Genomic DNA, 23,706 nt, shown 5'->3' with positions numbered 1-23,706 from the left:
TTGCTTCGGGTCAGGAACCGGCACGCCGGACTCATCAGGCAACTGAATTCCGCGACGCGCGGCTCAGCCCTCGCGTGGCAGCGACAGGACGCGCATTCGCTCAGCGCGGACAGCGAAAGGTCAGACAGGTCATCGCCTCTCTCCAGATGAGGTGCGGCTCATCATAGAGGGCGGAAATGCGGCGGTCTACGAAGGGATTTTCGAAAGGAAAGCGGGAAAAATGATTTGGGCAAAAAAAACCGGGCCGCGCTTTCGCGCGACCCGGCGTCTACCACTCGCTCCTGCTTCGGCTACCCTACCGCTTCGCCACCTGCTGCACGGAAGCGGCCACAGGAGCCGCGGCAGCCACCGAAGCCGAAGCCGGCGCGACGGCGCCCACCGCCGTGTCGGGCGCCCCGTCCCCACTCCAACCACCGCCCAGCGCACGAATCAGATTAACCGTCGCCACCGCTTGCGTGCCCGACAAATGGCTCGCCTGCAGTTGCGAAATCAGCACCTGCCGTTCGCCGTCGATCACGTCCAGGTAGCTGACCGCGCCTTCCGTGTACTGCGTACGCGACAGATGCGCCGCCCGTTGCGATGCCTGCACCGCATCATTCTGCTCGCGCATCTGATCGTCGAGCAGGCGCAGATCGGCCAGGTTGTCTTCGACCTCACGGAATGCCACCAGCACCTGCTGACGATACTGCGCCACGTCCTCGTCATACTTCGAACGGGCCTGCGCGAGGTTCGCCTTGCGGCGGCCGCCGTCGAACAAAGGCAGCGTCAACGCCGTGCCCGCAAACGGCCCGAGAATGAACGCGCGGCTCGACCACATGAAAAGGTTGCCGAGCGTCGCCGATTCAAAACCCGCCGCGCCGGTGATATCGAGCTTCGGGAAGAACGCCGATTTGGCAAGACCGACTCGCGCATTCGCGGCCTGCATCGCGCGTTCCGCCGCCGAAATATCCGGCCGGCGTTCAAGCAATGCCGAGGGCAGACCTGGCGGCACACGCACCGTCACGGGAGCGAGCGGCGCTTCCGCGAACGAGAAATCCGCCGGCGGCTTGCCGAGCAGAATCGCAAGGCTGTGCTCCGACGCCGCGCGCTGACGCGCCACGCCCACGGCATCCGCTCGCGCACTCGCGAGTTCATTGCGAGCCCGCGACACATCCAGCTCGCCGATATCGCCTTCCCTGAAACGCCGCTCGACGAGTTTCAACGTATCTTCGCGCAGCGCCACGGTACGGCGGTACAGATCCTGATCCGTATCCAGCTCACGCAACTGGAAGTAGTTCTGCGCGACGTCCGCCTGCAACGAGAGTTGCACGGAACGGAACAGCGCCTCGCTTTGCTGCTCGTCCGCACGCGACGCGTTCACGTTTGAGCCGACCCGCCCGAACAGATCCGCTTCGTACGACGCGCCGACTTGCGCGCGCCAGATCGTGCCGTTCGTGCCGCCCGCGCTATCCGGCTGGAATTGCGATGCCGCGGAGGCACGCTCGCGGGTCGGGCCGAAGCCCGCGTCGAGCTTCGGGAACCAGTCGGACTTCGCCGCCTGCGTCACCGCCCGCGCCTGCTGCACGCGCGCCGCGGCCGCCTTCAGATCCTGATTGGCGGCGGCCGCCTGCTCTTCGAGCGCATTGAGTTGCGCGTCGCCGAAAATCGTCCACCATTCGCCGCGATGCGCGTCGTCCGCGGGCTGGGCCTGCTTCCACGTGCCGTTCTCCTGCGCCGCTGCACCCGATATTGCACCCGAAGCAGCCGACGGCGCCGAAGCAGCCGGCGCTTCCTTGAACGCCACCGGCGTATCCACTTCCGGCCGCTTGTACGTGGGTTCCACGGAGCAGGCGGCGAGCAACGCGACCAGCAAACCGCTGGTAGCCGCCCGGCCCCACCCACTCAAAGATTCAAAGCGTTTCATTATTGTTTTCTCCTCAGGCGTCCGTCACCGGCGCGCCGTAGTGCGGCGAATCCTTCTGCGCGACGTGAATCGTTCCACCCGCCAGCGTACGCAGCACCACATAGAACACAGGGGTCAGCATCAAGCCGAACAGCGTGACGCCGAGCATGCCGAAGAACACCGCGATACCCATCGCGTGACGCATCTCCGAGCCCGCTCCGCTCGACAACACCAGAGGCACCACGCCCATGATGAAAGCGATCGACGTCATCAGAATCGGCCGCAGACGCAAGCGGCTCGCTTCGATCGCCGCGGACAGCGGCGTATGCCCGTCGTGCTCCAGTTCGCGAGCGAACTCGACGATCAGAATCGCGTTCTTCGCCGACAAACCCACCAGCACCATCAACCCGATCTGCGTGAAGATGTTGTTGTCGCCTCCCGTGAGCCACACGCCGGTCAGCGCGGACAGCACGCTCATCGGCACGATCAGGATCACCGCGAGCGGCAGCGTCAGGCTTTCATACAGTGCGGCGAGCACGAGGAACACGAGCAGCACGCTGATCGGGAACACCCACAAGCCTGCATTGCCGGCCAGAATCTGCTGATACGTCAGGTCGGTCCACTCCAGCTTCACACCACGCGGCAAGACTTCTGCCGCCACGCGTTCGGCCGCCGCTTGCGCCTGCCCCGACGAGAAGCCGGGCGCCGGTCCACCGTTGATGTCCGCAGCCGTGTAGCCGTTGTAGCGCACCACCATTTCCGGACCGAACGTCGGCGTTACCGTCACCAGCGACGACAACGGCACCATGTCGCCCGCGGCATTGCGCGTCTTCAGTTGCAGGATGTCGTCGGCGCGTTGACGGAACGGCGCATCTGCCTGCACCCGCACCTGATACACGCGGCCGAAACGGTTGAAGTCGTTCACATACAGCGAGCCGAGATAGATCTGCATCGTGTTGAACACGTCCGTGACCGGCACGCCGAGTTGCTTGGCCTTCACGCGATCCAGGTCCACGTTCAATTGCGGCACGTTGATCTGATAGCTGGAGAAGGTCGGGCCGAGTTCAGGCGTCTGCGCCGCCTTCTTCACGAATGCCTCCGCTGCCTTGTTCAACTCCGCGTACCCGAGCGCGCCGTGATCCTCCAACTGCATCTTGAAGCCGCCGAGCGTGCCGAGACCGAGCACGGGTGGCGGCGGGAACACCGCGACGAACGAATCCTTGATCGCACCGTATTGCTGGTTCAGCGCTCCGGCAATCGCACCGGCCGAGAGCTTTTTGTCGCCACGATCCTTGAAAGGCTTGAGCGTGACGAACACGATGCCCGCGCTGGAGCTATTCGTGAAGCCGTTCACCGAGAGACCCGGGAACGCCACCGCGCTCTCCACGCCCGGCTGCTTCAGTGCAATCGCGCTCATGTCGCGGATCACTTTCTCCGTGCGATCCAGCGACGCACCGTTCGGCAATTGCGCGAAGGCAATCAGATATTCCTTGTCCTGCGCCGGCACGAAGCCGCCGGGCACCACACGCGAGATCAGCACGGTCGCGCCCAGCAGGATCGCGTACACCGCGAGCATCGCACCCTTACGGCGCAGCACGCCGGTCACGCCACGGCCATACTCGGTCGAACCGCGATGGAAGACCTTGTTGAAACGCTTGAAGAAACCGCCCAGCAGACGATTCATCACACGCGTCAGGAAGTCTTCCTTCGCGCCGTGGCTGCGCAACAGCATTGCGGACAGCGCCGGCGAGAGGGTCAGCGAGTTGAACGCGGAGATCACCGTCGAGATCGCGATGGTCATCGCAAACTGTTTGTAGAACTGGCCCGTCAAACCCGTCATGAACGCGAGCGGCACGAACACGGCAACCAGCGTGAGCGCAATGGCGATAATCGGCCCGCTCACTTCCTGCATCGCCTTGTACGTCGCGTCGCGCGCACTCAGCCCGTTTTCGATGTTCCGCTCGACGTTCTCCACCACCACGATCGCATCGTCCACCACGATCCCGATGGCGAGCACCATGCCGAACAAGGACAACGCGTTGATCGAGAAACCGAACGCGAGCAGCAGCGAGAACGTCCCCACGATCGACACCGGCACGGCAATCAACGGAATGATAGAAGCGCGCCACGTCTGCAGGAACACGATCACGACGATCACCACCAGCGCAATCGCTTCGAGCAGCGTATGCACGACCGCCTCGATACTCGAACGCACGAATTGCGTCGGGTCGTAGACGATCTTGTATTCGACGCCCGCCGGCATGTCTTCCGCGAGTTCCTTCATCGCGGAGCGCACCTGATCGGAAATCGCGAGCGAGTTCGCGCCCGGCGCCTGGTTGATGGCGAGCGCCACCGCCGGCTTGTTGTCGAGCAGCGAACGCAGGCCGTATTCCGAAGCCGCGAGTTCGATTCGCGCGATATCCTTCAGGTAGGTCACGCCGCCGTCCGGCGTAGTCTTGACAATGATGTCGCCGAATTCACCCTCGGTCTTCAGACGGCCGCGCGCATTCACCGACAACTGCAACTGCGTGCCCGGCACCGAAGGCGATGCGCCGATCACACCGGCCGCCACCTGGATGTTCTGCTCACGGATCGCGTTGACCACTTCGGTCGCCGTCAAACCGCGTTGCGCCACTTTCTGCGGATCGAGCCACACCCGCATCGCGTAGTCGCCCGAACCCCACAACTGCACTTCGCCGACACCCTGAATCCGCGCGAGCCGGTCCTTGACGTTCAACAGCGCGTAATTGCGCAGATACGTCATGTCGTAGCGATTGTTCGGCGAGATCAGGTGGACCACCATGGTCAGCGTGGGCGAGCTCTTGATCGTCGTGACGCCGAGACGCTGCACGTCTTCCGGCAGACGCGGCAGCGCCTGGTTGACGCGGTTCTGCACGAGCTGCGTCGCGAGGTCCGGATTGGTGCCGAGCTTGAAGGTCACCGTGAGCGTGAGATTGCCGTCGCTATTCGCTTGCGACTGCATGTACAGCATGTTCTCGACGCCGTTGATCTGCTCTTCGAGCGGCGAGGCGACCGCCTCGGCGATCACCTTCGGATTCGCACCCGGATACTGCGCGTGCACCACCACCGAAGGCGGCACGACTTCCGGATACTCCGAGATCGGCAGCTTGAAGAGCGAAATCACGCCCGCCAGCAGGATCAATACCGATAGCACGCCGGCAAAGATCGGCCGATCGATGAAGAATTTGGATATGTTCATTGGAAGCTCTTAACGTTGGAGCATGCGCCGCGCAGTCAGGCCACGGCGCGCGAGGCTCACGAGTTCTTGTCCGCTTTGGTGCGCGTCTGCGCTTGCGCCTGTGGCTGCGCTTGCGCCTGCGGCTGCGATTGCGTCTGTGCAAGCGGCGCGCTGTTCGGATCCTGATCGGCCGTCATGGGCACCATATGGGCGCGCACCGCATCGCCGGGACGCACGCGCTGGATGCCGTTCACGACGATCCGGTCGGTGGCTTTCAGGCCGCCCTTGACCACGCGCAGATTGCCCTGCATGCCGCCCACCGCGATCTCGCGATAGACGACGTGATTGCCCGCGTCCACCACCAGCACGAATTTCTTGTCCTGATCGGTGCCCACCGCGGCGTCGTCGATCAACAGCGCGGGGTGCGGCTCGCTGCCGCCGACCTTCACGCGCGCATACAGACCGGGAATCAGCGCACCATCCTGGTTATCGAAACGCGCGCGCACGCGGATCGTGCCCGACGAGGTGTCGAGCCGGTTGTCCACCGACTCGATCACGCCGCTGCGCGAGTAGCCGCTCTCGTCCGCGAGACCGAGTTCCACCGGCACCTTGCTGCCGTCTTTGGCGCGGCTCAGGTATTGCAGATAGGTCTGTTCGTCCGCGTCGAACGATGCGTAGATCGGCGAAACCGACACCAGCGTGGTAAGCGGCGCCGCGCTGGCGCCCGCCGAAATCACGTTGCCCACCGTGATCTCCGCGCGCGAGACGCGGCCCGACACCGGCGCGACGATCTTCGTGTAGCCGAGATTGATGCGGGCGGTTTCGAGCGCGGCTTGCGCGGCCTTCAGGTTCGCGCTCGCTTCACGCGCGGCGTTCTGCTTCTCGTCGTAGTCGCGCTTGGCGATCGCATTGTCGGCGATCAGGCGTTGCGCGCGCTCCCAGTCGCTTTGGGTGTAGCCCGTGCGTGCCTGCGCGGCGGCAAGCTGCGCTTCGGCGCGATCCACTTCGGCGGCATACGGACGCGGGTCGATCACGAACAGCGTGTCGCCTTTCTTCACGAGCGCGCCGTCCTTGAAGTTGACGGACACGATGGTGCCCGGCACCTGCGATCGCACGTCCACTTTCTCGACGGCTTCGAGACGGCCCGAATAGCTTTGCCAATCGGTGATGGTTTTCTGCACGACGGTGGCGACATCGACTTCCGGCACGATGGTCGGCGCGGCGGGCGAGCTCGCATCCACGCGGATTGCGCCGAACGTGCCCAGCCCGGCCACGGCGATGACGACGAGTGCGGCAATCGCCACACGGCGACGGGAAAGAGGAAGGATAGTCATGTGAAGCTCCCGGTATCGTTGATCAAAGTTCTACTTGTTTCCGCTTGTTTCTGTTCTATCGATGGGCGCGCGCGTCGAAACGCCACTGAAAAAATCGCACCGCTTCCTGCAAGGCGGGCGGATGATCGGCCAACGCGGCATGCGACACACTCGGATAGCGGACCACCTGGGTCAGCACTCCGGCGTCGATCAGACTGCTGGCGTATTTCTCCGCTTCCACGTGCAGCACGTCGTTTTGCGCCGTCGCGATCAGCGTGGCGGGCAGCCCCGCGAGGCGCGACGATTCGAGCGGCGCGGCATACGGATGCATGCGCTGCGACGCTTGCGGCAGATACGCGCGATAACACGCCGCGCACTCTTTCGCGGTAATGTCCGAACCGAGGCGCTTTTCGTCACCCAGGCGCGTGAGGCTCGGATCGAGCATCGGCCCGAACAGCGCCTGCGCCGAAATGCGCACGTCGCCACGATCGCGCGCAATAAAGGCGAGGCAATTGGCCAGCTGGCCGCCCGCATCGTGACCGGCCACACCCACCTTCTTGCTGTTGCCGCCGAATGCACGCGCTCGCGTTTGCACCCACAGCGCCGCGCGGTGCGCGTCTTCAGGCGCGGCCGGAAACGGAAACTGCGGCGCGAGCGAGTAGCCCACCGACACGACGAGAGCCGGTAAGTGTTCTGCGAAATAACGCGAGGCGTAATCGGCCTGTTCGATCGATCCCTTCGTAAATCCACCACCGTGGAAATAAAGCAGTACCGGCAATGCGGTTTTTTTTGCCTGCCGGTACAGGCGTAACGTGATGTCCTGCGCGTGTCCTTCGATCTGCACGTCAGTGACTTCCAGTGCCGTGCTGTCGGCCTCTGCCGGCTCGCTGCCGGTGGGCACGAAGGAGTACGGCGGTTTAAATGCTTCCATGTCGAGCCGCGCAATGCGCATAGAACTTCAATGGTGCGAATTGTGGGTTCAGCAGACTCGTAAATAAATGCCTATAATCCGGCAACACAATTCGGCGCCCCTGAACAATCGAATGCGATTGTCTGCGGATTCGCGGTGGAGTCCATTCCTGCTCGGTGCGCCCGCCCCTATTGGAGGTCTGCAATGGACCGGCTTCAGGCCATGCAAGTGTTCACACGTGTTGTCGACACCAACAGCTTTACCCGCGCAGCGGAAACGCTCGACCTGCCGCGCGCATCGGTTACCACGATTATTCAGAACCTCGAAGCGTTCCTCGGCACGCGTCTGATGCATCGGACCACGCGGCGCCTGTCGCTCACGCCGGACGGCGCGGCGTACTACGAACGCTGCGTGCGCATCCTTGCGGACGTTGAAGAAACCGAGGCCAGTTTTCAAAGCGGCAATAAAAAGCCGCACGGCAAGCTGCGCATCGACATGCCGGGCTCGATTGGCCGCTTGCTGGTGATTCCTTCGCTGTGTGAATTCCACACGCGCTATCCGGACATTGACCTGCAACTCGGCCTGACGGACCGGCCGGTGGATCTGTTGCAGGAAGGCGTGGACTGCGTGGTGCGGGTTGGCGCGCTACAGGATTCCTCGCTAGTGGCGCGCCGTATCGGTTTGTTCGAGGGCGTGACCTGCGCGGCCCCCGATTACATCGAGCGCGCAGGCATGCCCAGTTCGCTCGAAGACCTGGAGAATCACAAAGCAGTCAATTACTTTTCGAGCCGCACGGGGCGTACGCTCGATTGGGCCTTCATGGTTGACGGCAAAGAAGTCGAAGTGAAAATGAAGAGCATCGTGTCGGTGAACGACGCCGATGCCTACGTGACGTGCGGGTTGGAAGGCTTCGGCCTGATTCAACCTGCGCTCTTCATGGTGCTGCCGCATCTGCGTTCGGGCCAACTGGTGGAAGTCCTGCCGGAGCTGAAACCTTTGCCGATGCCGATTTCCGCAGTCTATCCGCACAGCCGGCATCTGTCGCCTAAAGTCCGCGTTTTCGTAGACTGGATCGCGGAGTTGTTCGACCGTTGTCCATTGCTGAGCGGACGCGGCAGTCTCGACGCAACCTGCACGATGCGCACGTTCGAAGAACGCGAGTCGGCACCGAGTCTCGACACGCCGGTGATAACGGAATGGGTCGCGTGATCGACTCGGCTTGAAGTACAGATTCTGAAACAGTGAATTCCAACCGCGGCTCTAATGCCGCGGTTTGCTTATCCAGCACCGTAATTACTACGGTTTAACGCAGCGTTTTCGCGATTGTTCTGGAAACACGACAATTCATTTCGCGAAAGTGCGATTTATCCGCCCTGCCTCAAAGTCTACATTTCACCCTGTCGCAGCGCCGCTCGTGCTGCAAACGAATCGACAGGAGTGAATCATGAAACGCAATCTCTTGGCAGGCCTGGCTCTTTCGCTGCTCGCGAGCGCTTCGGTGTTTGCCCAAAGCAGCAGCGGCGGCATTGGCCGCGCCGGCACTTATGAAACACAACCCACGCCGACCACCAGCGCGAAAACGCGTGAAGAAGTGAAGGCCGAACTCGTCGCGGCCTATCGCGATGGTTCTCTGCCCGCACTGAATCGCACGACGTATCCGAACAAAGGCTTGATCGGTCAGACGCAGGCTGCACGGATCGCATTGCAGGAAGGCAGCAACGGCGACGTCACGCGCGTGGCCGACGGACAGTAAAACGAACCTGTTGCAATGATTCGGTTTCCAAAAGAAATAGTCATTGCGGCGCTTTCATGCACTCTTCAAAAAGGAGCACATCATGACCCCCTCTGAACTCGACCATTGGGATACTGACACGCCAGTGTGGACGCCGTACCGCGCGCCGCAGCACTAAGTGTCGAAAGTAGCGGCACGTACCCGCGGATCCTGTCCGCGGGTACACACGCATTTGAAGACGCCTAGCGCTTGGGCACGCCGTCGCGCCACTCGCCCCAATGGGTGGCGATATCCTGTACGAGCGGATTGCCCGAGAGGAACAGGTTCTGGATAGCGATCGTAAAGCCGCCTTGCGCAGCGTAGTTCAGCAGGTTGTCCGCGCTCGTCTGTCCATCGTACGGGCGGTCGAAATCGGAGCTGGCCCGCAGCACGGCGACGCGATTCAAATCCACCTTATGGACCGAGGCCGCGCGTTTGAGCGCCTCGTAAGTGGCGTTATCCTCCTGCTGCGTCGTGCAGTAGACACCCTTGCCATCGGTCAGGATCTTGGTCCAGTCGCGCGCGCGCTGCCCGAGCAGCGTGCCTGACCACCAGGTATCGCCTGCCAGCGTGTCGCACTGAATCACAGTGGGCGGCCGATTGGCGGGCGCATACGAATACTTGGCCCGCGCGGCCTGAGCCTGCACGTTATCGGACAACGTCACGCTACGCGACAGGGCGAACGCCGTATCCGCGAGCCGGGTGTTCAACTGGAATACTTCAGTGCGGTAGTCGAGCGGCGGCTTGGCGGTAGGACTCGTGGTATTGATGCCGAGGTAGCCCGTCGTCCAGCCAGGCGGAATTTCACGCCCGTCTATCTCCCACTGAATCCCAAAGTCGACCAGATACTTCGCCCAAGCTGCGGATCCGACCGTTCCCTGCTGCGGATCGATCCCCGCAATACCGGCCACCATGAAGTAGGTATGCCGCAAATCGAAACGTGGCGAGAACGTCAGCGCCATGATCGACGCAGCAGCGTTGCTGTGCCCCATGCCGGTGGTCATCACGCACACGTCCTGCTTGTTGCAATGGACCGTCGGGTAATCGGGCGACAAACCGTCCACGGCGATGTCGCGCCAGGGCCCGAGGTTGTCGAGCCACACCTGCCCTTCCGGCCCGAACATCGAAATGATCATCACCTTGACGGGCCGCCCTCGCGAGCCGCCATCGTCATGCGAGAAACCGTCGTTGTCGTCCGCACTGGCCGGTCCGGACGAAAAGGCCGCACATGCCGCGAGTGTAATGGCGGCACTAGCGCCGAGTGAACGAGTCAGCATCGTGATCTTCCTTTTTTGCTTGTGATGCAGGTTGGGAGAGAGTGCTGCTTTCAAGCCGAAAGAAGTATAGGTGCGAAGAAATTATTTTCCACTACACGATGCACTATCGGTTCACGTTTCCGCACGCCGCCGCGCAGCTATGCGAATCGGCTCCGCACGCGCTTTTCGCCGTTTTCCTATAATCGAGCGTCCGCAGCGCGCCCGAGGGCAACTCACTCGGGCGCGCACCGCGTTTGTGCAGTTAACAGCAGGAGCACCACGATGGATTATGTGAAACTCGGCCGTACCGGCCTCGATGTATCGCGTCTTTGTCTCGGCTGCATGAGCTATGGTGTGCCGTCTCGCGGCACTCATCCCTGGTCGCTCGACGATGAGGCCGCGCGGCCCTTCATCAAGCAGGCGCTCGATCACGGCATCAATTTCTTCGATACCGCGAATGTTTATTCCGACGGCACGAGCGAGGAAATCGTCGGCCGCGCGCTGAAGGACTTTGCGAAGCGCGACGAGATCGTGCTCGCCACCAAGGTGAATAGCCGCATGCATCCGGGCCCGAACGGCGCGGGCCTGTCGCGCAAGGCCATCATGGCGGAAATCGATAACAGCCTCAGGCGCCTCGGCACGGATTACGTGGACCTGTACCAGATCCATCGGTGGGACTACGGCACGCCGATCGAAGAAACCATGGAAGCGCTGCACGATGTCGTGAAGGCCGGCAAGGCGCGCTATATCGGCGCATCGTCCATGTATGCGTGGCAGTTCGCGAAGGCGCTGCACGTGGCCGAGCGCAACGGCTGGACGCGCTTCGTGACGATGCAGAACTACGTGAATCTGCTCTACCGCGAGGAAGAGCGCGAAATGTTGCCGCTATGCGAGAGCGAGGGGATCGGTGTGATTCCGTGGAGCCCGCTCGCGCGCGGCCGCCTGACGCGTGACTGGAACACGGAAAGCGCGCGCTCCGAAACGGATGAATTCGGCCGTACGCTCTATGCGCACACGGAGGACGCGGATCGGCGGATTGTCGAACGGGTCAGCCAGATCGCCAACGAGCGCGGCGTGCCGCGCGCGCAAGTCGCGCTAGCGTGGGTGTTGCAGAAAAAGCCGATCACCGCGCCGATCGTCGGCGCAACCAAACTGCATCATCTCGACGATGCGGTGGCCGCGCTCTCGTTGAATCTGAGCGCGGAGGAAATCGGCCGCCTCGAGGAGCTGTACGTGCCGCACGCGGTGACCGGGTTCAAGTAAGCGGCGCGCGTGCCGCTCAAACGCGCGGCACGTCCGGTTCAAAAAACACCCAGCGGACTTGTGGAAACGTGGTCTGCAAGTCCTCTTCGATTACGTTGATCGCATCGATCATCGCGCGCCCGCTTGCGTAGTCGATCATTTCCGCCTGCACGGCCACCACGACGTGCCGGCCCCATTGCAGCGTGATCATATTGATGATGCTGCGAATCTCGGTGCGCCCGCGCAGATGTGCCTCGATCGCGTGCCGCACCTCGGGGCTCGCCGATTCGCCAACGATCATCGACTTTACTTCGCGCGCCACCAGCCATGCGATCAACATCAGCAGCAGGCCGACGCCGATAGAGCCCAGCGCGTCATAGACCGGATTGCCGGTCACGAGCGTAAGCAGCACGGCAACGAAGGCCATCGCCAGGCCCGCGAGCGCGGCGATGTCCTCGCCCGCCACCACGAGCAGTTCGGACTCGCGCGTCTCGCGAAACCAGCGCCACATGTTCTTGTCGGGATGCGTCTTGCGGATTTCCTTCACCGCGCCCCACAGGGAAAGCGCCTCGAGGACCACGGACACGCCGAGCACTACCAGCGCCACATACGCATACTGCAGAGGCTCGTGCACGAACAGACGATGCACGCCCTCATAGACCGAGAACGCGCCGCCGACAAAGAACAACAGCAGCGCGACCAGCAGCGAATAGAAGTTGATCTCGCGCCCGCTGCCCATGGGATGCAACGGGCTCGCCGGCTTACGCGCTTCGCGCAGTCCGAATAGCAGCAGCAGTTGATTGCCGCAGTCGGCGGTCGAGTGAATGGCCTCGGCGAACATCGAGCCGGAACCGGTGAATGTGGCAGCAGCGAACTTACAGATGGCGATGCCGAGGTTGGCGGCGAGCGCATAGAAAATGGCTTTCGGCGATTCTTCTTTCATCGTCGTGGCGGGCGTCCGTGAGTTTGCAAAGAGCTTTCGGTTGGCAACAGCCCGTATTATGGCCATGCCGGGCGCCATGCGTCCAACCCCGGTGCGATTTGCACCGTGCCCCTGCCTGTACTCGAGAACGCCGCCTTTGGCGCGCCGAATGCCGCGTCAGACTCGTTCGAGCGCCGCCATTTCGCGCACGATCACCAGCAGCATCGAGAGACTCGCGCCGCCCGTGGCCCGCAGATCCGCCAGCAGTCGTGCGTAGCGCTCCAGTTGCGCGATGCGCTTCTCACGCCATGCTTCGACGAGCGCGTCCGGTGTGGATGCCTCGTCGGCGCCGGCCAGTGCGCTCGTGGTCAACGCGCGTTTGAGACGCGCAAGTTCGGCCAGCGCCGTGGCGCGCGCCAGCATGTCCCAGTGCGTGGGCACCGGCAAAGCAGCCGCGCGCTCACTGATCCAGCTGGAATTGAGCAGCGTGCCGAGCGCGAAATACACGCCCGCCACCAGTTCGAGGCTGCGCCCGCAGGTCGACGCGACTTCGGCGATGTCGAGCAACGCGGCGGAGATTTCGCCGCTCGCGATCCGCACCGCCAGTTCGCTATCCACGCCGGCATCCACGAACACGCGCTGTCGTTCCGAGAGCGCTTCGAGGTCGGCGCCCGGCAACAGCGCCGGCCATTGCGGCGCGAGGCGTTGCGCTGCGTCGCGGCAGCGCGCGAGCAGGCCGGCCACGTCGCCTGCGTTGACCGCGCCCGACTGCAATTGCCGCAGGAACCACAGCGCGGAACGCTCCACCAGGCGCGCGACTTCGACGAACATGCGCGCCTGAACGTCGTCGGCAACGCGGTTGTCGAGCGCGTCGATACTGCGCCAGACGTGGTCGAGATCGAACACGTCGCGCGCCATGATGCAGGCTCGCACGATGTCACCCGGCTGGGCGTCGGTTTCTTCCATCAGCCGGTGCACGAATTCGCAGCCCACCCGATTCACCAGGGCATTGGTCAAATGCGTCGCGAGAATTTCTCGGCGCAGCGGGTGGCGTTGCATCGGCACGCTAAAGCGCTGCCGCAGCGGCTTCGGGAAATACTCCACCAGCATGTCGGCGACGAGCGGGTCTTCCGGCATCGACGAGTCGAGCAACGCGTCGTACAGCCACATCTTGCTGTACGCGAGCAGCACCGCGCGCTCCGGCGTGGTGAGCCCCTGTTTCGCGGCCTGCCGCTCGGCGACTTCCTCATCGGTCGGCAGAAACTCGATGACGCGATTCAGACGCCCGGTCCGTTCGAGGTAGCGCATCAGGCGCGCTTCCGCATCGAGCAATTCGACGCCGTAACGGCCGGCGATCGACAGCGCCTGCGTCTGGTAGTAGTTGTCCTGCAATACGAGCAGGCCGACCTCGTCGGTCATTTCAGCGAGCAGCGCGTTGCGCTGCTTCTCCGTCATCTCGCCGTCGGTCACGACCAGTCCAAGCAGAATCTTGATGTTGACCTCGTGATCCGAGCAGTCGACGCCCGCGGAATTGTCGATCGCATCGGTATTGATACGGCCGCCACGCTGCGCGAACTCGATGCGCCCGAGTTGCGTCAGACCGAGATTCCCGCCTTCGGCCACGACCTTGCAACGCAAGTCGGCACCGTTGACGCGGATCGCGTCGTTGGCGCGGTCGCCGACCTGCAGATGCGTTTCGCGGCTCGCTTTCACATAGGTGCCGATACCGCCGTTGTACAGCAGATCGACCGGCGCCTGCAGAATCGCGCGCATCAATTCAGCGGGCGCGAGCGCCGGCGCGCTGATGCCGAGCACCGACTGCACGGCCGGCGAGAGCGGAATCGTCTTGGCGCTGCGCGGAAACACGCCGCCACCCGCCGAGATCAACGCAGGATCGTAGTCGGCCCAACTCGAACGATCGAGGATGAACAATCGCCCCCGTTCGGCAAGACTGACCGCCGGATCGGGACTCGGATCGAGAAAGATATGCCGATGATCAAACGCGGCCACCAGCTTGATATGCGGCGACAGCAGCATGCCGTTGCCGAACACGTCGCCCGACATGTCGCCGACGCCCACCACCGTGAAGTCCATGGTCTGGGTATCCACGCTCATTTCGCGGAAGTGCCGCTTGACCGACTCCCATGCGCCGCGCGCCGTGATGGCCATTTTCTTGTGGTCGTAACCGACCGAGCCGCCCGATGCGAACGCGTCGTCGAGCCAGAAACCATATTCCTGCGAGATCGCGTTCGCGTAGTCGGAGAACGTGGCCGTGCCTTTGTCGGCGGCGACCACCAGATAGGGATCGTCGGGATCGTGACGCACCACGTCGGGCGGCGGCACCACGGCCGTGCCCGCGAGGTTGTCGGTCAGATCGAGCAGGCCGCGCAGGAAGGTCTGATAGCACGCGATGCCTTCGCGCATCCACGCGTCGCGTTCAGTCTGCGGCGGCGGATTCTTCACCACGAAGCCGCCTTTGGAACCCACCGGCACGATCACCACGTTCTTCACCATCTGCGCCTTCATCAGGCCGAGCACTTCCGTGCGAAAGTCCTCGCGCCGGTCCGACCAGCGCAAACCACCGCGCGCCACGCGTCCGCCGCGCAAATGCACGCCTTCCACGCGTGGCGAGTAGACCCAGATTTCGAACATCGGTTTCGGTTCGGGCAAGCCGGGCACGAGCGCAGGGTTGAACTTGAAGGACAGATACGGTTTTGGATGACCTTCCGCGTCGAAGCGATAGTAGTTCGTGCGCTGTGTCGCTTTGATCACGCCGAGAAACTGCCGCAGTATCCGGTCTTCGTCGAGATTCGGCACCTGATCGAGCGCGCTGTCGATCGTGTGCAGCCAGCCGTCGACGCGCGCCTCGCGCGTTTCGCCCAACACCGGGTCGAAGCGGGCCACGAACAACTCGACCAGCATCCGCGCAATGGCCGGATTGCCAGTCACCGCGCGTTCGATATAGGCATCGCTGAAGGTCGATCCCACTTGCCGCAGATATTTGGCGTAGGCACGCAGTATCGTTACCTCGCGCGCATTCAGTTGGGCCCGCAAGACGAGGCGATTGAAGTCGTCGCTCTCGATCGCTCCGGTCCATACCTGCTCGAACGCTTCTTCAAAGAGATCCTTGACACGTTCGATATCGAATTCCGCGTCGTCGGCGAGTTCGAGGCCGAAGTCGTGAATCCACGCCGGCGTCGCGCCCAATGCCTCGATCAGATAGGGGCGCTCTTCATCCACGCGTACGCCGAGGTGTTCGAGCATCGGCAAACTGCGTGACAGGGCGATCGGCAGACCCGCGCGATACACCTTGAAGCGGAATGCACGCGGACCCGATTCGATTGGGCGGTACAGGTTCATGGCGAGCCGCTCGCTGCCTTGCACGCGTTCGATCAACTCGATATCGCGCACCGCCGTGCGGGCCGGATAATCGTCGCGATAGCCGGCTGGAAACGAATCGCCGTAGTGTTGCAGCAAGCGGTTGCCCTGCTCTTCGCCGAAAGCGTCGAGCAACGCATCGGCGAGATCGTCCTGCCAGCGGCGCGCGACCTGCACGAGCCGCGCTTCCAGCTCGCGCGTATCGACATTGGGCATACCGCCTGGCTTCGCATGCACGACGAAGTGAATGCGCGCGAGCGTCGACTCCGAAAGCAGCGGCGTAAACTCGACGCTCTCGCCGTTGAACGCGTCGGCCAGCAGATTGGCAATTCGCTGGCGCAGATCGGTGTTGTACTTGTCGCGCGGCACGAACACAAGGCACGACACGAAGCGGTCGAAACGGTCTCGTCGCACGAACAGACGCGTGCGCTGATGCTCCTGCAAGCGCAGCACACCCAACGCGATGTCGTAGAGCTGATCTTCTTCGGCCTGAAAAAGTTCGTCGCGTGGATAGGTTTCGAGCACCGTGAGGAGCGATTTCGCGAGATGACCTTTTGCCAGAAAGCCGGCACGCCGCACGATATTCGCGCATTTGCGCCGCACGATCGGAATCTCCGAGGCCGACACGAAATACGCGGTGGACGTATAGAGACCGATGAAACGCCGCTCGCCGGTCACCTTGCCGTTGGCATCGGTCAGCTTGATGCCGACATAGTCCAGATAGCCCGGCCGGTGCACAGTGGCCCGCGAATTGGCCTTCGTGAGAAAGATCGGCGACGTAGCGGAAATGATTTCGACCGCAGCCGGCGGCAAAGGCGTGACTTCGGCGGTGGCGACGGGCCGTAGCGCGTCGCGCAGAATGCCCAGGCCCGAGCCCGGCACCGCGCGCAGACCGTAGCCGATATCGTGCTGCACCAGTTCGTAATCGCGCTGGCCGAGAAAGGTGAAATGATCGGCCACCATCCATTCGAGAAACGCGCGCGCTTCCAGACCTTCCGGGCCCGCCTCACCGGCTTTCATGCCTTTGATCGTGCTACGCGCGAGTTCGACGATTTTCGGCCAGTCCTCCACCGCCGCCCGCACGTCGCGCAATACCCTCGCGATGTCGTCGCGCAACGCGTCGAGTTTTGCGGCATCGCCGCAACGGTCCACTTCGAAGTGAATGAATGAGGTCAACTGCGAACGCGTGTCAGTGGCTTCTTCGGCGCCCTGGCTCACCCGCGCGATGCTGCCGTCGGGCGCACGCCAGATGCGAAACACCGGATGCACGACGGAATGCAGCGCGAGGCCATGCCGGTTGACCGCCATCGACACCGAATCGACCAGAAACGGCATGTCGTCATTGACGATCTCGATCACCGTGTGATCGGAGTGCCAGCCATGCTGTTCGAGAATCGGGTTATAGACGCGCAAGCGCTCGGCGCCGGGTACGAAACGCTGCGCCGTTTGCCAGTGCGCAAGCGCCGCGCCGTAGAGATCGGCGATCGAACGGCTTTGCAGGTCGTCGGCGTCGACGAAATCGTAGTAGTGCCGCAGAAAAGGCTCGACGACCTTGAAGGTGGGTTCGGGCAGGCGCCCTCGCGCAAATTCGACGACATCGTTCAGCAAGTGCGTGACAGCTTCTTCGTTCTTTGCTTGCATGATCAACTCCCCGGCTGGAGGCAATGGCGAGTATCGCTTGATTCGCATGCATCGTCTGAAGGGGAATTATGCACCTGCCGACCATGATGCGAAGGATGACCGCACTTAGGTTATACCCGCTGACGTTCGCCGCGCCGCAACGTAGGATCGCCCCGCTCAGAGCACGGCTTTGGGCACCGCATGCTCTTCGCCGAGCCATGCGCGGACCTGCTCGCCAGTCCACACGGGGTCGTCGTGCGGCAGATCGTGCCCGGCCCACGGGTGCTCGCAGTGCAAAGCGCCCCATGCTGCCGCGAGCTTCGCCGAGCATACCGGGTCGACCAGTTTGTCGGCCCGCGAAGACAGTATCAGCACAGGGCATTCCGGCCGCGCCGTGCCCGCGGTAAAACGTGCCGCGGCCCAAAGTTGCCGCAACGCATTGCCACGGCTCACGGGCGCGCTGCGGCGAATCCGGCTCCACGTGTCGAGATCGTCGCCCAGCGTCTCCACGTTATTGCACGTCAGGCGATGAATGCCGTGTTCCGCTCGCGGCGCGTCGCGCCAGCGCGCGGCCACGCCCAGCAGGCCCGGCCACGCAGAAGGACGCAAGCGCTCCTGCATCTGGCTGAACGGCCGCATGCTCGTATTGATCAGCACCAACCGTTCGATTTCGTAGGGATGCCGCTGCGCCCAGTCCGTCGCCACCATGCCGCCGAGCGACATCGCCAGCACGCAATACGGGCCCGGCAAGCCGCTTTGCAAAGCAGCATTTCGCACGAAGCCGACCATCTCGGCGACCGTCGACGGCGCGCGCAAATGCGCGAATTCGCCGTTGCCCGGCAGATCGAGCAGCAGCAGCCGGCCAGGCGCGCCCGTTTGCCAGGGCACCTCATTGACGGCGCCCTGCAGCAAGCCGGGCAAGCGGCCCCAGTGGCGGATTTCGCGCGTGAGTCCGCGCAGCAGAATCCACGTGCTCATAGGCTTTCCGGTTGATACCAATGGTCGATCGCGCTTTGCAGCAATTGCTCGCGACGAGGGCCTTGCGGCAGCCAGCGTTGCGACGAAAACGCCGCACGCGCCAGAAAGTCGAGCAGGTTCGCATGACGCCGCAGCACACGCGCGGTTCGATGTGCCTTGACCGGATTGAACATGCCCTGACGCGAAAACAATTGACGCGGGTTTTTCTTGATCCAGAGCCACGAGCCCAATTCGAGCGTCATCGGCAGGAAGACATTGGGAGCGGGCGCGCGATCGTAGGCGAAGTCCCACAGATCGCCGTGCAGCAGATATTGATGGCTTTGCGGTTCGAACGCGTAGCCATGATGGGGATGCGCGCGTTCGAACATGGTTTTCAACACGTACATTTCCGGCAAATGCGGCATCAGCTTGCGCGTGCGTGCGTACGGAAACCAGATGCTGTCGCTCCAGCCGTAGCCCGAGTGGCAATCGAGCGCAATGCTCAACGGCCGCGCGGCCAACTCGGTTTCCACCACCTGCAGCAGCGCGGCCGCCTCGGGTTCCATCGGCGCACCCATGCGGCCGCGATACCACGGCAGCCACGCGCCCACGCGCTGGCCGCCCGCCAGCAGCGGCACGCGTTCGTCCGCATTCTGTGGCGCGTTGCGCATCAGATCGACGCCGTTCGGATTCGCACGCGTGGCCGCCCACATGCCGCCCGGATTGACGATCGGCATAAAGATCAGACGAATCGACTGCAATTGCCGCACCAGCAGTTCGTCCCATTCGAGCCGCGCCAGCAGCGCGCGCATGTAGTCGAGCACGAGTTGCGAGCCGATCCGCTCGAGCCCGTGAATGCCGCCGAAAAAGCCGATGGCCGGAGCCTGCGGGTCGGTGGACCCAATGCTCGCGGTCTGGATGGCAAATTGCCGGCCGCGCACCGTTGTTTCGCAGACTGTGCGGATCGCGAAGCTCGCGCTGCCCTGCTCGAGGATCGCCCTGAGATCTTCGTACTCCGCAAAACTGTCGGGAAGGAAGCTCAGGGGCTGCATGAGGACGTCGAAAGGGATTGCAAGGTTATTGGGGACGGCACACCGATTGACGCAATATAGCCTGGTGCAGCGCGATCATGCTGAAGCGTCGCCAACACAACTGAATCGTGTCACACGCATGACATTTTTCACTCGAACGAATGACATCGTTCTGCCTTTCTGGCGACGCAAAAAAGACACGAGAAGATATAGTCGTCTAGACGTTGCGATGCCTTCACTCAACCGTCACAGACGCTTCCTAGAATGAGCCCCACACATGCCGGCAGCGGCCGGATGCATCAAGGGGTACTTATGGACGCAATTCGGGAAGCAATCCGTATCGAACGGTTGAGCAAGACGTTCAGCAATGGCCGCAAGGCGCTGGACGAGATCGATCTGCGCGTCGAACCGGGCGAGATGGTTGCGTTGATCGGCGCCTCGGGCTCGGGCAAATCGACGCTGCTGCGTCACATCGCGGGCTTCACGGCTTCGGATGCGCAGCCGTCGCAGATCGCTATTCTGGGCCGGCCGATTCAGCAGAATGGGCGCATTGTGCGTGAAGTGCGCAGCATTCGCCGCGATATCGGCTTCGTGTTCCAGCAATTCAATCTGGTGAACCGGCTCACCGTGGAAAGCAACGTGCTGATCGGCGCACTTGCGCGGCTGCCATTGTGGCGCCGACTCAGCGGGCGTTTTCCGCGCGCCGAGCGGGCGTTGTCGATGGCCGCGCTCAACGAAGTCGGCATTGGCGAACATGCGCGCGAACGCGCCGTCAATCTCTCCGGCGGCCAGCAGCAGCGCGCGGCGCTCGCCCGTGCCTTGGTGCAACGCGCGCGCATCGTGCTCGCCGATGAACCCATCGCATCGCTCGACCCCGAGTCGTCGCGCCGCGTGATGGAGATGCTGCGCACGCTGAACATCGAGCATCGACTCACGGTGCTGGTGTCGCTGCATCAGGTCGATATCGCGATGCAGTATTGCCCGCGCACGGTTGCGCTGCGCCGCGGCAAGGTGGTCTACGACGGCCCTTCCGCCGCGCTCACGCCAACCTTGCTCAAGACGCTTTACGGCGAGGCCGCCAGCGAACTGCTCGATGAATCCGCCCCCGGCGCGGACGATAGCGAGGCTAACCACGCCGCCGGCAGCACACCGCTTCAGGACGCCGCGCCCGCTTCGGGCCGCTATGCATTCGCTCTCAATCCGGCGCACTCGAACTGAGCGCGTCCATCCACTCTGCTAACTCAACCGGGTCTCAAACAATGAAATTCCTGCGTTCGTTGATCACGCTGGCCGTCGGCGCGGCTGCTTTCGCCGGTGCCGCCACCGCGCACGCCGAGGACATCAACCTCGGTATCATTTCGACCGATTCGTCCTCTGTGCTGAAACAACGCTGGGAGCCGCTGATTCAGGACATGAACAAGCAAACCGGCCTGAACATCAAAGCGTTCTTTGCAACGGACTACGCCGGCATTATCGAAGGCATGCGCTTTAACAAGGTACAGGTCGGCTATTTCGGCAATGCGTCGGCGATCGAGGCGGTGGACCGTTCGCAAGGCGAAGTATTCGCGAAGATCCAGTATGCGAACGGTGACGCAGGTTACTACTCGGTGCTGATCACCAACGTGAATAGCCGCTTCAAAACACTCGACGACGTGTTCAAGAATACGAAGGACGTCACGCTCGGCTTCGGCGATCCGAACTCCACCTCGGGCACGCTGATTCCCGGCTATTACCTGTTCGCCAAACACAATACGCCGGTCAACACTTCATTCAAGACCGTGCTGCCGTCGAGCCACGAAGCCAATCTGCTGGCCGTGGTGAACAACAAGATCGACATCGCGACCAACAACACCGAGATGCTCGACACGTTGAAGAAAGAGCATCCGGACAAGTTCGCGCAGGTGCGTGTGCTGTGGAAATCGCCGCTGATTCCGTCGGACCCGCTGGTATGGCGCAAGGATCTGCCGCAAGCCACCAAGGACAAGCTGCGCAACTTCTTCCTGAACTATGCGAAGACCGATCCGCACGAAAAAGCGGTGATGGCGGCGATTACCGGTTACGGCGGCTTCGCGGCGTCCTCGGATGCGCAGTTGGTGCCGATCCGCCAGGTCGCGTTGTTCCAGCAGAAGCAGAAGATCGAGAGCGACGCGCATCTCTCCGATGACGATCGCAAGACCCAGTTGGCCGCGCTCGACGCAAAGCTGAGCGCGCTGAACAGCGCGCAATCGAAGCAATGAACACGGTCGATCTGATCACGTCGCCGGCGCGTGCGAGCGAAACGCTCGCCGCGCAGGCGGCGAGTCATCCCGCGCCGGTTGCGGGCAAACGCAGCTGGCTGTCGCTGCTCGGCTGGATCGCCGTGCTCGCAGTGTTGGGCGGCGCATGGCACGGCGCCGATATGCGCCCGCTGGATCTGCTGAGCGACTCCGGCAACATGGGCCAGTTCGCCAAAGACTTCTTTCCGCCCGACTTCACCGAATGGCGCAGCTATCTGCACGAGATGTATGTGACGCTCTCGGTGGCGGTGTGGGGCACCGCCCTCTCGCTCGTGTGCGCGGTGCCGTGCGGACTGATGTCCGCCCACAATATCGCGCCGATGTGGGTCGTGCAGCCCATGCGCCGCATGATGGACGCGTGCCGCGCGATCAATGAAATGGTCTTCGCCATGCTGTTCATCGTGGCGGTCGGACTCGGGCCATTTGCCGGCGTGCTGGCGCTGTGGGTGCACACTACGGGCGTGCTCGCCAAGCTGTTCGCCGAAGCCGTCGAGGCCATCGATCCGCGCCCCGCCGAAGGCGTGCGCGCGACCGGAGCAACCGGCCTCGACGAAATCATCTACGGCGTGTTGCCGCAAGTGCTGCCGTTGTGGATCTCGTACGCGTTATATCGCTTCGAATCGAACGTGCGCTCGGCGATGGTGGTCGGCATGGTCGGCGCGGGCGGCATCGGCGTGGTGTTGTACGAGGCGATCCGCTCGTTCAACTATGCGCAAACCGCCGCGGTGATGATCATGGTGATCGTGGTCGTGACGGTGATTGACCTCGCGTCCGCGTGGCTGCGTGAACGCGTGACCTGAGGTGGCAGAAGTCTCATGAGGTTGCCGGCGTGACGGCGTGACGGCTCGGTGGGAGGGTCCGACGAAGCAGCGCTTCGTCGACTTCTTGCCCGGCGTCGCGCCGCGTTTCAGTTTGCAGTTCAACCTGCGTACGGCGCTGCCAGCCCGTCCGGGCGGCGTCTCTTTGACGCCACAAATCGCCGCATTTCCCCAAATAAAACCCCTCCAATCGAGTCGTCCACTCCTCTATCCCGGCGTTCTGCTGGAATAATCACGGGCTTGCGGCCCGCACCCGGGCCTTCGCTTCCCCTCTTCCCGGTCTTCGATGGAAACCTTTGTCGTTTTGCTGGTGCTGCTCTCCGCGCTGCTTCACGCCACGTGGAATGCGTTCCTGCATCTTTCGGAAGATCGCGTCTGGCTGCTCGGCATGATGGCGATTCCGTATATCGCCGTGAGCGCGGTCGGCGTGGTCGTACTGCCCATGCCCGCGCCACAGGCGTGGCCGTACATCTTTGCATCGGTCGTGCTGGAATTCGGTTATCTGCTGGCGCTGATTCGCGCCTATAAAAGCGGCGACTTCGGGCAGATCTATCCGATTGCGCGCGGCCTTTCGCCGATGCTCGTGTTCGTCGGCGCACTGGTCTTCGCCCATGAGGCGCTCAAGCCGTTGGCCGCGATCGGCGTCGCGCTGGTGTCGATCGGCATCGTCTCGCTGGCGTTTCGGCGCGGCATGCGCTTTTCCGGCGAGAGCGTGCCCTTCGCGCTCCTGACTGGCCTGTTCATCTCGGCGTATTCGGTGGTCGACGGAATCGGCGCGCGCGTGGCGGGCAACGGCCTGAGCTACATCATGTGGGTCTATCTGATCTGGAATATCCCGCAGTTTCTGCTCGCCTGGCATTGGCGCGGCGGCGCGAAAGGGCTTTTCATCGGCCGCGCCGTGGTGTTCAAGGGCATGGCGTCGGGCGTGCTCGCGTTGAGCGCTTACTGCCTGATCATCGAGGCTTACCGCTATCTGCCGATCGCGATGGTCTCCGCGCTGCGCGAGATGAGCTCGATCTTCGCGGTGCTGATCGGCTGGCTGTTCATGCGCGAGAAGCTGACCACGCGGCGTATCGTTGCGTGCGCGCTGGTGACGTTGGGGGCGGTGCTGATCAGGGTTTGAGTTCTTCC

16 protein-coding genes are annotated in these 23,706 nt (G+C 62.9%); 7 read left to right on the top strand and 9 right to left on the bottom strand.

Annotation, left to right across the window (positions count from 1 at the left end):
• Nucleotides 1-295 precede the first annotated feature (295 nt).
• The 4 genes from AC57B1_RS27610 to AC57B1_RS27595 are packed head-to-tail and all read right to left on the bottom strand — an operon-like array spanning nt 296 to nt 7,325.
• A complete protein-coding gene (locus tag AC57B1_RS27610; protein WP_408342542.1) occupies nt 296-1,903 on the bottom strand; it encodes an efflux transporter outer membrane subunit in 1,608 nt (535 codons plus the stop codon).
• A 13-nt stretch (nt 1,904-1,916) separates the two neighbouring features.
• The gene (locus AC57B1_RS27605) at nt 1,917-5,102 is read right to left on the bottom strand and encodes an efflux RND transporter permease subunit (protein WP_408182842.1); all 3,186 of its coding nucleotides are present in this window, start codon (nt 5,100-5,102) and stop codon (nt 1,917-1,919) included.
• A 56-nt stretch (nt 5,103-5,158) separates the two neighbouring features.
• Entirely contained in the window at nt 5,159-6,415 is a 1,257-nt protein-coding gene (locus AC57B1_RS27600; protein ID WP_408342540.1) for an efflux RND transporter periplasmic adaptor subunit, read from the bottom strand.
• A 55-nt stretch (nt 6,416-6,470) separates the two neighbouring features.
• Entirely contained in the window at nt 6,471-7,325 is an 855-nt protein-coding gene (locus AC57B1_RS27595) for an alpha/beta hydrolase (protein ID WP_091809182.1), read from the bottom strand.
• A 183-nt stretch (nt 7,326-7,508) separates the two neighbouring features.
• Here AC57B1_RS27595 and AC57B1_RS27590 point away from each other — a divergent pair, with 183 nt between their 5' ends.
• Nucleotides 7,509-8,513, top strand: coding sequence for a LysR family transcriptional regulator (locus tag AC57B1_RS27590; RefSeq protein WP_408342538.1), 1,005 nt, complete (start codon nt 7,509-7,511; stop codon nt 8,511-8,513).
• Nucleotides 8,514-8,748: 235 nt separating this feature from the next.
• Nucleotides 8,749-9,057 carry a DUF4148 domain-containing protein gene (locus AC57B1_RS27585; RefSeq protein ID WP_408342536.1) on the top strand — a complete coding sequence of 103 codons (309 nt, stop codon included), beginning with the start codon at nt 8,749-8,751 and terminating at the stop codon, nt 9,055-9,057.
• 221 nt (nt 9,058-9,278) lie between these two features.
• On the opposite strand, the gene AC57B1_RS27580 is transcribed toward AC57B1_RS27585, so the two are convergent.
• Complete coding sequence (locus AC57B1_RS27580) at nt 9,279-10,352, bottom strand: purine-nucleoside phosphorylase (protein WP_496419250.1); 1,074 nt, start codon at nt 10,350-10,352, stop codon at nt 9,279-9,281.
• 261 nt (nt 10,353-10,613) lie between these two features.
• Here AC57B1_RS27580 and AC57B1_RS27575 point away from each other — a divergent pair, with 261 nt between their 5' ends.
• Entirely contained in the window at nt 10,614-11,594 is a 981-nt protein-coding gene (locus AC57B1_RS27575; RefSeq protein WP_408182854.1) for an aldo/keto reductase, read from the top strand.
• A 16-nt stretch (nt 11,595-11,610) separates the two neighbouring features.
• Here the strand turns inward: AC57B1_RS27575 and AC57B1_RS27570 are convergent, their stop codons facing one another.
• The 4 genes from AC57B1_RS27570 to AC57B1_RS27555 form a co-directional block, all read right to left on the bottom strand.
• Nucleotides 11,611-12,516, bottom strand: coding sequence for a cation diffusion facilitator family transporter (locus tag AC57B1_RS27570; protein ID WP_408342534.1), 906 nt, complete (start codon nt 12,514-12,516; stop codon nt 11,611-11,613).
• A gap of 156 nt (nt 12,517-12,672) precedes the next feature.
• Nucleotides 12,673-17,514 (bottom strand): NAD-glutamate dehydrogenase, encoded by a 4,842-nt coding sequence (locus AC57B1_RS27565; protein ID WP_496419249.1) that lies wholly within the window; start codon nt 17,512-17,514, stop codon nt 12,673-12,675.
• Between the two features lie 156 nt (nt 17,515-17,670).
• The gene (locus tag AC57B1_RS27560) at nt 17,671-18,471 is read right to left on the bottom strand and encodes an alpha/beta fold hydrolase (protein ID WP_496419248.1); all 801 of its coding nucleotides are present in this window, start codon (nt 18,469-18,471) and stop codon (nt 17,671-17,673) included.
• Entirely contained in the window at nt 18,468-19,502 is a 1,035-nt protein-coding gene (locus tag AC57B1_RS27555; protein WP_408295809.1) for a M14 family zinc carboxypeptidase, read from the bottom strand. Before AC57B1_RS27555 ends, AC57B1_RS27560 begins: the two co-directional genes overlap by 4 nt.
• Nucleotides 19,503-19,793: 291 nt before the next feature.
• Between AC57B1_RS27555 and phnC the strand changes: the two genes are divergently transcribed.
• The 4 genes from phnC (at nt 19,794) to AC57B1_RS27535 (ending at nt 23,698) form a co-directional block, all read left to right on the top strand.
• A complete protein-coding gene (phnC, locus tag AC57B1_RS27550; RefSeq protein WP_496419247.1) occupies nt 19,794-20,699 on the top strand; it encodes a phosphonate ABC transporter ATP-binding protein in 906 nt (301 codons plus the stop codon).
• A gap of 41 nt (nt 20,700-20,740) precedes the next feature.
• Nucleotides 20,741-21,718, top strand: a complete 978-nt coding sequence (gene phnD, locus AC57B1_RS27545) for a phosphonate ABC transporter substrate-binding protein (protein WP_408342524.1) — start codon at nt 20,741-20,743, stop codon at nt 21,716-21,718.
• On the top strand, nt 21,715-22,557 hold the full coding sequence (gene phnE / locus AC57B1_RS27540) for a phosphonate ABC transporter, permease protein PhnE (protein WP_091807260.1): 843 nt from the start codon (nt 21,715-21,717) through the stop codon (nt 22,555-22,557). The genes phnD and phnE overlap by 4 nt, the downstream gene beginning before the upstream one ends.
• Before the next feature lie 304 nt (nt 22,558-22,861).
• A complete protein-coding gene (locus AC57B1_RS27535) occupies nt 22,862-23,698 on the top strand; it encodes an EamA family transporter (RefSeq protein ID WP_408182871.1) in 837 nt (278 codons plus the stop codon).
• Nucleotides 23,699-23,706 lie beyond the last annotated feature (8 nt).

The organism is Paraburkholderia sp. BGA-UO-ETr-F21, from assembly GCF_059567925.1.
Note: the sequence above shows the minus strand (reverse complement) of the source record. Positions and strands in the feature narration are given on the sequence as shown.

Bases quoted from the DNA above. Each gene is read 5' to 3' on its own strand.
- phnE (WP_091807260.1), top strand. From the start codon at position 21,715: ATGAACACGGTCGATCTGATCACGTCGCCGGCGCGTGCGAGCGAAACG.
- AC57B1_RS27575 (WP_408182854.1), top strand. From the start codon at position 10,614: ATGGATTATGTGAAACTCGGCCGTACCGGCCTCGATGTATCGCGTCTT.
- phnC (WP_496419247.1), top strand. From the start codon at position 19,794: ATGGACGCAATTCGGGAAGCAATCCGTATCGAACGGTTGAGCAAGACG.
- AC57B1_RS27555 (WP_408295809.1), bottom strand. From the start codon at position 19,502: ATGCAGCCCCTGAGCTTCCTTCCCGACAGTTTTGCGGAGTACGAAGAT.
- AC57B1_RS27595 (WP_091809182.1), bottom strand. From the start codon at position 7,325: ATGGAAGCATTTAAACCGCCGTACTCCTTCGTGCCCACCGGCAGCGAG.
- AC57B1_RS27590 (WP_408342538.1), top strand. From the start codon at position 7,509: ATGGACCGGCTTCAGGCCATGCAAGTGTTCACACGTGTTGTCGACACC.
- AC57B1_RS27535 (WP_408182871.1), top strand. From the start codon at position 22,862: ATGGAAACCTTTGTCGTTTTGCTGGTGCTGCTCTCCGCGCTGCTTCAC.
- AC57B1_RS27565 (WP_496419249.1), bottom strand. From the start codon at position 17,514: ATGCAAGCAAAGAACGAAGAAGCTGTCACGCACTTGCTGAACGATGTC.
- AC57B1_RS27610 (WP_408342542.1), bottom strand. From the start codon at position 1,903: ATGAAACGCTTTGAATCTTTGAGTGGGTGGGGCCGGGCGGCTACCAGC.
- AC57B1_RS27600 (WP_408342540.1), bottom strand. From the start codon at position 6,415: ATGACTATCCTTCCTCTTTCCCGTCGCCGTGTGGCGATTGCCGCACTC.
- AC57B1_RS27605 (WP_408182842.1), bottom strand. From the start codon at position 5,102: ATGAACATATCCAAATTCTTCATCGATCGGCCGATCTTTGCCGGCGTG.
- AC57B1_RS27585 (WP_408342536.1), top strand. From the start codon at position 8,749: ATGAAACGCAATCTCTTGGCAGGCCTGGCTCTTTCGCTGCTCGCGAGC.
- AC57B1_RS27570 (WP_408342534.1), bottom strand. From the start codon at position 12,516: ATGAAAGAAGAATCGCCGAAAGCCATTTTCTATGCGCTCGCCGCCAAC.
- AC57B1_RS27560 (WP_496419248.1), bottom strand. From the start codon at position 18,471: ATGAGCACGTGGATTCTGCTGCGCGGACTCACGCGCGAAATCCGCCAC.
- phnD (WP_408342524.1), top strand. From the start codon at position 20,741: ATGAAATTCCTGCGTTCGTTGATCACGCTGGCCGTCGGCGCGGCTGCT.
- AC57B1_RS27580 (WP_496419250.1), bottom strand. From the start codon at position 10,352: ATGCTGACTCGTTCACTCGGCGCTAGTGCCGCCATTACACTCGCGGCA.